Source organism: Terriglobia bacterium (assembly GCA_036496425.1).
In the GTDB taxonomy this organism is placed as follows: Bacteria; Acidobacteriota; Terriglobia; order 20CM-2-55-15; family 20CM-2-55-15; genus 20CM-2-55-15.
Genome location: DASXLG010000105.1, coordinates 1 through 10,015, shown reverse-complemented (window position 1 = coordinate 10,015; position 10,015 = coordinate 1). Strand labels below are relative to the sequence as shown.

Below are 10,015 nucleotides of genomic sequence, written 5' to 3'. Positions count from 1 at the left end.
AGATTGAGTGTCAGGTTCTTCGTGGCCTTCAAATCGTCCTGAAAGAAATAGGCATGATCCCATTCGGTCGCGACAAACGAGGTTGTGTTGATGGCTTGCGTGAGACTCGTGGCCGAATTGTTGATGAAAGCGGCCAAGGTGCTGAAAGCCCATGTTCCCTTGGAATCCGTCGCGGTCAGGCTGTTGAGCCAGTAGCGGCGCAGATCGAATCCGAACTTGACCGCATTGCGGCCCAGGGTATAGCTCGCCACATCCTGATACTGCCAGGTATGATCGAAACGCCCCTGCGGGAAGGTATTCAGCCCCCCGATTGTGAAGAAATTCGAAATCGTAACCGTGGAATCGGTCGGATCATTCTCGGTAAATTGAAAGTTGCTTCGCACGTAGGCCATCCGCGCTTCATTGAGAAAATGAGCATTGACGACGCGCGTATAGCTGAGAGCATGATTCTGCCGGAAAATCGCCTGGGAGGCGGTATATTTGGTCCCGAACTGCTTATTGTCCGTTACATTCGGCTGATTCCGCTTATCGAGATAATACCGATACGATAAATCGTCTCTGTTCGACAGCTTATGGTCGATTCGCACAACATTGTTGAAGAAGTTGTACGGTTGCGGCAGCGCGATGTTGATGGTCCCGACCTGAATGGGCGTGTTGTTGATTGGAACATTCTGAAGATTGGAAAAATTCAGAACTTGAGGATAAATCTGCGGCAGGAAAGACAACGCCGAAAGCACGGCCTGCCGGCTGGCCTGGGTCTGACCGGATAAGAGCGGGATCGTCGAGAGCGCGGCATAACCTGCCGGAGTTGGAATGTTCGCGGAAGTCGAATTCCCGGCACTTGCCGCTTCCCGCCGGTGATCCCAGTCGATCAAGCCAAAAAAGAATGTCCGATTTTTGAAGATCGGACCGCCGGCATCGCCGCCAAACTCGTTCACATCGAATCGCGGCGTTCTATTGATGCCCGCGCGTTTGTTCGTCAGGCTGATGGGCTCCATCCAGTTGCCGCGGTAAAATTCCCACCCTTCCCCGTGGAAAGCATTGGTCCCGCTCTTCGTGACGGCCGAAAACTGCGCGCCGGTGTTGCGGCCGAATTCGGCGGAATACGTGGTTGTTTGAACCTGAATCTCGGAAACCGCCTCGGGAACAATGCGTACGGCATCCAGAGTCACGGTGTAGTCGTTGTTATCGATGCCGTCGAGCATGAAGTTGTTGTTTCTCGACCGCTGGCCGCTGACCGCGAACCCGTTTTGTCCGGGCGCCCGGGTGACATTGGGGGCGAGGAAAGCGATTCGGGTTGTGTCGCGAAAACCGGACGAATTTGTCTGTAAAGGCAGATCTTCAATAAGCGAACCCTGGAAGGTCCGCTCGATCGTTGCCGTGGTCTTGGAAAGTTCGGCGCCGGGTATCGCTGTGACCAGAACCTCCGAGTTGACGCCGCCGACCTTCAGGGTCTGATTGAGTGTCTTTTCCTGAGCCGTGTCCACGGAAACGGCATCGATCCGTTGGGTCTCAAAGCCCGCCAGCTTGAATTCGACCCTGTAGTCTCCGGGTTCTACGGCGGCGAACCGGTATAAACCCGTGTCGTTCGTTATGGTGTCGCGGGAAATGTTTGTTGCCGTATTGGTGATGGTGACCTCGACGCCTGCGAGCACGGCGCCGCTGGAGTCGGAAACGATGCCGGAAATGAAGCCGCGAGTGAGTTGGGCGGAAGCCGGAGCGACGCTCCAGGCGAAGATCAGAGCCATCGTGGTGAGCCAAGCCGCCCACCGGTTAAATTTCATCATGAAATTGATCCTCCCAGGGATGCTGTACTGACAAATCTTCTGAACCACTTACGGGCCTTTGGGATGGCAGGCCTGCGTGCCAGACGTCACACAGTACGCCCAGCGTGGGGGCGGATCAATGTAATTTATGCTGAAAAGGGGTACTCGGGTAGCCCCAGAGGCGATCTTTGTAAAAAAAAGTCAAAGGGTACCGGCTGAGTCCGCTTTCGATGTAAATTGTTGGCAAACAAGCCTCGCGCATGCGATGCTAACCCGCTGTCCGAGCAGCTTTTTTTGTCCCAGAAAATGCTCGAAAAAAAGCTGTAACCCTGTCTTTCCACATGGCGTATGGAATTATGGAATTCGATCGAGAGCTAATTGTTCGCGCTCAGGCGGGCGACAGATCAGCTCACGAAGCCATCGTGAACCAGTTTTCCTCGATGGTATTCCGTCTCGTCAGCCGGTTTTTCAGGACTCGCGAGGATGTCGAGGATATCGCGCAAGATGTTTTCCTGAAACTGTTTGCGAGAATCGATCAGGTTCACCCGGACGAGAATTTTCCGGGGTGGCTGGCTCGGGTGACGGTCAATACCTGCTATGATGAGCTGCGTAAAACACGGCGGCGAAATGTAGCGTTGGAGACCTATGGACCTGAGATCGCCGGGCGGCAATCCGTGGCTCCCCAGGAACCGGATTCCATGGGGAAAGCGCGATTGGCGTTGCAGCGGCTGGATCCGAAATTGCGGGTTCCGCTGATGCTTAAGGAAGTCGAAGAGATGTCGGTAGAGGAAATCGCTAAAACCATGGGCCTCACGCAGACCAACGTTAAAGTCCGGTTGTTTCGAGCACGGAAGAAACTCCAGACCATGTTGGGCGGGCCCGAAGGACATAGCAAATGAATCGACTGGAAGATTTTTTTGACGCAGAACGAAACCGGGTTTTTGAACCGGGTCCGTACTTCACTCAGCGCGTGATGGCGCGCATGAACGAGGGCAAGTATCAGGAAGCCGGAATATGGGATGTCATTTCGAAGGCGACGCGGCCTGTCCTGGCAGTCGCTCTCATGCTCCTGCTGTGCTTTATTGCCGTTGAGACTCTCATCCCTCAATTGCCGCAACGTGGGATGGTTGAATCGTTCCTGGAGTCGGAACAGAATCCCGCAGAGAGCTTTTTGTACAACGGTACGGACGTGCCCAGCCGTCAGGACGTGCTGGAGCAGTTGATCGCCCCGGAGGACCAGCAGTGATTGGAGCGTCCGGCAAGGCGAAGACGCTGGTCTTCGCCATTTTCCTCCTGGGTATCGGCGCCGGCGTGCTCGGCGCCAATCTGTACACCACGCGGATGGTCAGTGCGCCAGCCCCAATCACACCCGATCGAAATCAAGGCGCGCGCCGGGATATCAACAAGTTTTACGATTATCTCGGCTTGAACCAGGATCAGCGCGAACAAATGCACAAAATCGGCGAAGAAACCATTCACTCCTTCCAGGACCTGCGCAAAGAAACCCAACCCCGCTTCGAGGCCATTCAAGAAGCATCCCGCGTAAAAATCCGCGCCGTGCTCGATAATGAGCAGCGGAAGAAATACGATGATTTTCTCGAGAAACGGCGCAAAAATCGCGATTTAAATAAGAATTCGAACGGCAATAATAAAGACCGCGATTCGGGCTCGGACCACGGAGCCAAGTCCAACTAGCCGCACGTCATAGAGACGAGTATCGGTTCAATTCCAGGGAGCAGCTTATGAAGAAAGCATTTTGGTTATTTCTCGGTTTGTTGCTGGCAATGCCGGCGTTTGCCCAGGACGAGGGCGGGGGTGGTGGCGGCGGCGTGGCGGGCGGCGGCGGCAATCAGGTGTTTACCAGAATCGATCCCGTCAATCCGCTGGAACCGGTAAAAGCGTTCCTGCTGTCGAAGGCGAGTATTACGCTGACGCCCGACGAGGAAAAGGCTTTACGCCCGATTGTCGAAGCCGAGGTCCAGCAACTCCGTGATCTGCAGACGAAGTTTGCCGGCCAGCCTCCGGCGCAGCCCCAGGGCGGTGGACGGCGTAACGGCCGCGGCCGAGGCGGCGCCCCCGATGCGAACAGCCTTGCGGCGCTGCAAAACGGTCCCGCAGCGGAACAGTTCAAGAAGATCAACGACGAGATGCTGGCCAAAACAACGGCCGCTCTAAATTCCGAACATCAGGCCGCATTGAAAAAATACCTCAACACCGAACTCAAGAAAGCCGGCGGGTTCGGGGCGCTCAAAGTCACGATGGAAGAGGCGGGCGCTCCTCTCAGTTCCGAACAGGAACCGCAGATCCAAACCTTCTATAGTGATGACGCGCAGCAGCGCACACAGCTCATGAAGGAGTCGCAAGGACATCCCGATCCTGCAAAGCTCGCCGACATCGACAAAGCCACGATGGGCAAGGTCGTCAAGGTCCTGACCGACGCTCAGAAGAAGGCCTTGATCGCTTCCCGCACGAAACAGAATTAGGCCGCAGATGGCGCGGATAACGCAGATCTGCGTTATCCGCGCCATCTGCGGCTATAATTCTTCATGCACTACTTCGAGTATCGGGGGGACGAACTCTACTGCGAAGGAACCCCGCTCGAAAAAATCGCGCGAGAGGTTGGTACTCCTACCTACATTTATAGCGAAGCAACCCTGCGCCGGCACGTCCGCGTCTTCGACGAAGCCTTCCAATCCGTACCGCACCTGATTTGCTACGCGGTAAAAGCCAATTCCAACATCAACCTGCTCCGGTCATTCGCAGAATGGGGAACGGGATTCGATATCGTCTCGGGCGGCGAACTGTTCAGAGTCCTGCGCGCCGGAGGTTCCGCCTCGAAAACCATTTTTGCGGGAGTCGGTAAAACAGCGGATGAAATCCGCTACGCGCTCGATGCCGGAATCCTTTTCTTTAATGTCGAATCCAGCGCGGAACTCGAACTGATCCACACCATCGCGCGCGATACCGGAAGGCGGGCGCGGGTGTCGATCCGCGCCAATCCCGACGTCGATCCCAAAACGCACCCGTATATTTCGACCGGAATGCAGAAGCACAAGTTCGGCGTCAGTCTGCCTCAGGCGCGGGAATTGTATCGGAGTGCGCGGCAACTTCCGAACATCGAAATTGTCGGAGTCCAATGCCACCTCGGCTCACAGATCACCCAAATGGGGCCGTTCGAGGAAGCCCTGGCGAGCCTTCGCGAATTTATCCTCGAATTGAAGGGGGAAGGCCTCACGCTCAAGTACCTCGATTTCGGCGGCGGGCTGGGAATCTCTTATAACAGCGAGGAGCCGCCATCACCTGCGGCATACGGCGCCGCGGTTGCGAAAGCGGCTTGGGATCTCGGCCTCACGATCGTTCTGGAGCCGGGACGTGTGATCGTTGGGAACGCCGGAGTATTGCTGACGCGAGTATTGCTTAAAAAAAATCAGGGTGCTAAAAAGTTTCTGGTCATCGATGCGGGCATGAACGACCTGATCCGGCCCGCACTGTACGGTTCGCATCACCAACTCTGGCCGGTACAGACCCGCTCGAAAGAGTCACCTCAAGAAACTGTCGATGTCGTCGGACCGGTGTGCGAGTCCGCCGACTTCATCGCAAAGGACAGAGAGATCGCTGTGCTCCAGCCTGGGGAATTGCTCGCCGTCATGAGCGCAGGCGCGTACAGTTTCAGCCTTTCCTCAAATTACAATTCGCGGCCGCGGGCCGCGGAGGTTCTCGTCAAGGGCGAGACCTATCGAGTCATTCGCCGGCGGGAGTCTTACGAAGACCTCGTTCGTCTTGAAGAAAACTGCGATTAGCGCTATCGCGCTTGCATGCCGCAGGTTTTGTCACCAGCAATTTACATTTTCGGCCCGATCCGGCCGTGTATTATCTTGAGCCATTGGCGACGAATGCTTGGATGGACCTTTCTCTCCCGATAGGAGGAATCTGTATGAAACGAACACTGGTATTGGTGTCATTGATTCTGGCGTTTTCCGCTGGAGCATTCGCTCAGGTGGAGGCGGGACTCGCCGCTATATCCGGTACAGTGCACGATGGCACAGGAGCCGTCATACCTGGCGCGATGGTTACGGTAACCAATCAGGCCAGGGGTGTGCAGCGAACGACGCTGAGTACGGAAGCCGGCATATTCACAATCCCGGCGCTCGTACCCGCCGGCGGTTATAGCCTGGCCGTCAGCTTGCAGGGGTTCAGGACCTGGGAAGCAAAAGACTTCACCCTTCAGGTCGGACAGAACCTCGACTTCATGGCGACACTGCAAGTGGCTGGAGCCTCTGCCGAAGTCAGCGTCACCGCAGCGCCACCGCTGATAAACGACACCAAAAGCGACCTCTCTCAGGTTATCGACCAAACCCAGATCGATGACCTGCCGATCAACGGCAGGCGCGTCGATAGCTTCGTCCTGCTGACACCGGGAGTGACAAACGACGGAAACTTCGGATTGCTGACGTTCCGCGGCATTGCGAACGGCAACTCCTTCCTGCTGGACGGCAATGACTCGACTGAACGCTTTTTCATGGAAAACAACGGCCGCACACGCGTGGTCTCGCAGATCTCGCAGGATGCGGTCCAGGAGTTCCAGGTCGTTTCCGCCGATTTCTCCGCCGAATACGGGCGGGCCAGCGGCGGTGTGGTGAATACCGTGACCCGGAGCGGCAGCAATGCCCTGCATGGGACGGGATACTGGTTCTACCGGAATTCGTCATTCAACGCGCATGATCCGTTCGCGGTGGATTCAACCGGCAAAATCATCAACCCGGCGGATGATCGTCATCAGGCCGGCGCCAGTCTTGGCGGACCGTTCATTAAAGACAAGCTGTTCTTCTTCATGAACGGTGAATTCACGCATCGAAACTATCCGATCTCAGACAACCTCATCAAGGCAGGAGTTGTCGATACGACGAATCAGGTCTGGGTCGGCTGTGGAACGGCCGCCGGCGGCACGGTTACAACGATGCCGACAGCCGCGCAGTGTTCCGCGATCAATGCCGTCCTGCCGCGGTTCTTCGGCACGGTGCCGCGGACGATGAGCCAGCCTCTGGGCTTCGGGCGGCTCGACTATCATCATTCGGACCGCAACATCTTCAGCGCCAGCTTCAATTACATGCATTTTCGGGCGCCGAACGGACTGCAGAACACGCTGATCAGCTCCCCGACCGGCCAGGGCATCAACCAGAACGGAAATGATTACGGGCAGGTGCGAAATACCAACTTCACCTGGACGGCCATACCCACGTCCACGCTTGTAAATGAATTCCGATACGGTTGGGCGACCGATCTCGAAGGTGATGATCCGAATCCCGCGCTCCTCAGCCCGGTCCTGGGCTTTTTGGATACGTCGGTCGCCGGCATCCAACTCGGAACCACCAACTATCTGCCGCGGGTTGAGCCGAATGAACACCGTCACGAAGTCGCCGACAGTGTGACCTGGACCAAAGGCAGCCACATCCTCAAATTCGGCTCGGACATCACATCATCCAATGACTACGCGCTGTTCCTGATGAATCTGCATGGCAGCTATACCTACCAGGGCGTCAATAATTTCGCCCTCGATTTCTCGGGCAACACAACGGGCGCAAAGAACTGGCAGACCTACTCCCAGACGCTGGGCAGCGGTACGACCAACATGCGCATCAATAACTACAGCTTTTACATTCAGGACCAGTGGCGCGTCATGCCGAAACTGACGATCAACCCCGGCCTGCGCTATGAGTATGAGCCTTTCCCGCAGCCGTCCACCTGCAATCCGGATTATCCGCAGACCTGCAAGATCAACGCGCAGAAGACAAACTTCATGCCGCGGCTTGGATTGTCCTATCGGGTGAATGATAAGACCGTCGTGCGTGCAGGTTACGGACTGTACTATGCGTCCGTACCAGGCGCTACCCTGATGAACCTGTTCCTCGGTAATGGTGTCATTCAGCAGGCGGTTTCGCTGTCTTCCACCCAGCCCGCACAGTTTGCCGAAGGGCCGGTCTTCCCGAATAATTTAGGGACGGTTCCCGCCGGCTTCAAACTCCTTCCGCCAAACATCCAATTCGCAGCCCCGAACTGGAAAAGACCGTACTCCGAGCAGGGAACGCTCGCCATCGAACGCCAGCTAACCCGCGATATCTCGCTGACCACTTCCTACATCTGGAGCCGCGGGATTCATCTCTACGGCGAAAGCGATCTGAACCTGCCGCCGCTCAGCGCGCAAACATTTACGTACACGATCGGCGATGCGACCGGCAAACCCACCGGAGCAACCTTCACGACTCCGATGTATCTTGGCGCGCGTCCGGACACCCGTTACGGATCGGTGAACCAGGCCGACAACGGCGTCGGCAGCTACTACAACGGACTTGCGGTGCAGCTCAACAAACGGTTTTCCCAGGGGCTGCAAGGCTCGGTTTCGTATACCTGGTCGCATGAAATCGACGACGGCCAGGGCTACGGCCAGGCAGTACAGAACATTTTCTTAAGCAACGCGTTCGCATGGACATACAACGGAAACTACCGTTACGACACTGGTGACGGTCTGGAAGATCAGCGGCAGCGTCTTGCCATCTCCTGGGTGTGGGCGCCGAAGTTCACGGATCGCAAAGACGTTTTCTCGAAATATCTCGTGAACAACTGGCAGCTCTCGTCCCTCACAACAATCAACAGCTCGAGGCCATACGGCGCTGCGACCATCCGGTTACTGGACACACCTGTAACCGGCATGTTCAGCAACTTCAGCATCAACGGTTCCGGTTTGGGCGGACGCGTTCCGTTCTTCCCGATGAACTCGGTGTATCAGCCGGCGCTGTACAAGTCCGACGCACGAATCAGTAAGGTTCTTCCGTTTGGCGATGACGGGCAGTACAAGCTCTACGTCAATTTCGAGGCGTTCAACATCAGCAACAGCTGGTCGCCGACCATGATGTCCACCCAGGCTTACACCGAATCGAAAGGCTTGCTGACGCTGACACCCACCGCTTACAACCAGGGTATCAACGACATTGTGGCGCCGGATGGAACCCTGGCGCGGCGGATGCAGTTCAGCATGCGCTTCGTGTTCTGACAAATATTGCAACAATGCATCAGTCGAGGTTTCTGCATTTCAAATTTGCAATGCAGAAACCCTCGACTGATGCAATGCTGAATAAGATCTACTTCTGTTGCAGGGCTTTCTGAAGTGTGTCGAAGTCTTTGGTCAACGACCCGCGCATCGCAATCCCGCCTTTTTCATCAAGCAGAATAAACTCGCCGGGCTGCAGACCAAATAATTTGGAACCCTGGTTGTAAAAAACCGGGAAGGTTGTATTTGCCGGCTTCGATAGACGGTCGTTGGAGACACCGGCAAAGCGGAACTTCGCCTGGGACCCATAAGCCTTATACAGCCGGTCGAAATTGGAGATCGCTTCGGGTGAAGCAGAACTCCAAACCGTGATCAGAATAAAATGGCCGCGAAAATCCTCGACTCTCCTGGAAAATCCGGCCGCGTCCATCACCAGAAAATCCGGAGCGTTCCCGGATTTCGGCGGTTGTACATGAAACACCTGGTCGGAAGCATTGGCCGGAGGGTTTAATGGTTTTGCCCGCTCGACGGAAGCATTGGGATCGGGAATCTTGACTGAAGGCGGCGCCGGAATCTCCGCCACGGGAACTGCGAGAGTAGCGGAAGACTGTACCGGTGCGACGACAGCACCTGGCCGCGGAGATCGCAACCCGGCGAAAAGCAAAACCGCAACCAGTGCCATCGCTGCGGCACTCAGTCCTAAAGCGCGGCCGGCATGAGCCGCACGAGGCTGTTGGGCTATTCTCAGCTGGCGTTGGAAGTGTTTCCTGACGAGTGGATCGACTGCAGTCAGCGCCTCGACCTCCTGCCGGCACACCGCACAGTTCGCGATGTGCGCATGGGCGAGCCGGTCCTGCTCAAGCTCCAGCTGGCCGCAGGACAAGGCCTCCAAATTCTTTTCGATCCATCGGCAATCCAGACTATCGGTCATCTTTCCTTCTTCCTTCTCTTCCGGCTGCGCGCTACCGCGCTTGCGCTTCGCGTTTGCGCTTTCGCCGCTGCAGGCTCTCTTTGAGTCGTTTCCGGGCATAGAAAATCCTCGATTTCACGGTGCCTTCCGGAATTTCGAGGATCGACGCGATTTCCGGGATGGTCAAACCATCGACGGCGAGCATCACGAGCGGCATCCGGAATTCGTCCGGCAAACGATTCACGTGTTTTCGAACATCCAAAAGCGCTTCACGATCGAAAACAGCCGATGGAT

Annotated in this window: 9 protein-coding genes; 6 read left to right on the top strand and 3 right to left on the bottom strand. The window is 56.2% G+C overall.

The genetic code is table 11. The features are described from left to right. On the bottom strand, positions 1-1,787 hold a 1,787-nt coding region (locus VGK48_07580; protein ID HEY2381029.1), incomplete at its 3' end, for a carboxypeptidase-like regulatory domain-containing protein. Positions 1,788-2,122: 335 nt separating this feature from the next. Here VGK48_07580 and VGK48_07575 point away from each other — a divergent pair. The 6 genes from VGK48_07575 to VGK48_07550 all read left to right on the top strand — a co-directional run bounded on the left by VGK48_07575 (position 2,123) and on the right by VGK48_07550 (position 8,814). Beyond that, the gene (locus VGK48_07575; protein HEY2381028.1) at positions 2,123-2,665 is read left to right on the top strand and encodes an RNA polymerase sigma factor; all 543 of its coding nucleotides are present in this window, start codon (positions 2,123-2,125) and stop codon (positions 2,663-2,665) included. Next, positions 2,662-3,012: a hypothetical protein gene (locus tag VGK48_07570; protein ID HEY2381027.1), complete on the top strand. Its 351-nt coding sequence runs from the start codon at positions 2,662-2,664 to the stop codon at positions 3,010-3,012. The genes VGK48_07575 and VGK48_07570 overlap by 4 nt, the downstream gene beginning before the upstream one ends. Continuing rightward, positions 3,009-3,461, top strand: coding sequence for a hypothetical protein (locus VGK48_07565; protein ID HEY2381026.1), 453 nt, complete (start codon positions 3,009-3,011; stop codon positions 3,459-3,461). Before VGK48_07570 ends, VGK48_07565 begins: the two co-directional genes overlap by 4 nt. Before the next feature lie 47 nt (positions 3,462-3,508). After that, entirely contained in the window at positions 3,509-4,249 is a 741-nt protein-coding gene (locus VGK48_07560) for a hypothetical protein (GenBank protein ID HEY2381025.1), read from the top strand. Positions 4,250-4,312: 63 nt separating this feature from the next. Next, positions 4,313-5,566: a diaminopimelate decarboxylase gene (gene lysA, locus VGK48_07555; GenBank protein HEY2381024.1), complete on the top strand. Its 1,254-nt coding sequence runs from the start codon at positions 4,313-4,315 to the stop codon at positions 5,564-5,566. Between the two features lie 134 nt (positions 5,567-5,700). Further along, positions 5,701-8,814 (top strand): TonB-dependent receptor, encoded by a 3,114-nt coding sequence (locus tag VGK48_07550; protein ID HEY2381023.1) that lies wholly within the window; start codon positions 5,701-5,703, stop codon positions 8,812-8,814. Between the two features lie 88 nt (positions 8,815-8,902). Here VGK48_07550 and VGK48_07545 read toward each other — a convergent pair whose 3' ends face one another. Continuing rightward, a complete protein-coding gene (locus VGK48_07545) occupies positions 8,903-9,841 on the bottom strand; it encodes a hypothetical protein (GenBank protein ID HEY2381022.1) in 939 nt (312 codons plus the stop codon). Next, a partial coding sequence (locus VGK48_07540; protein ID HEY2381021.1) for a sigma factor-like helix-turn-helix DNA-binding protein occupies positions 9,774-10,015 on the bottom strand: 242 nt, incomplete at its 5' end. The genes VGK48_07545 and VGK48_07540, both read right to left, overlap by 68 nt.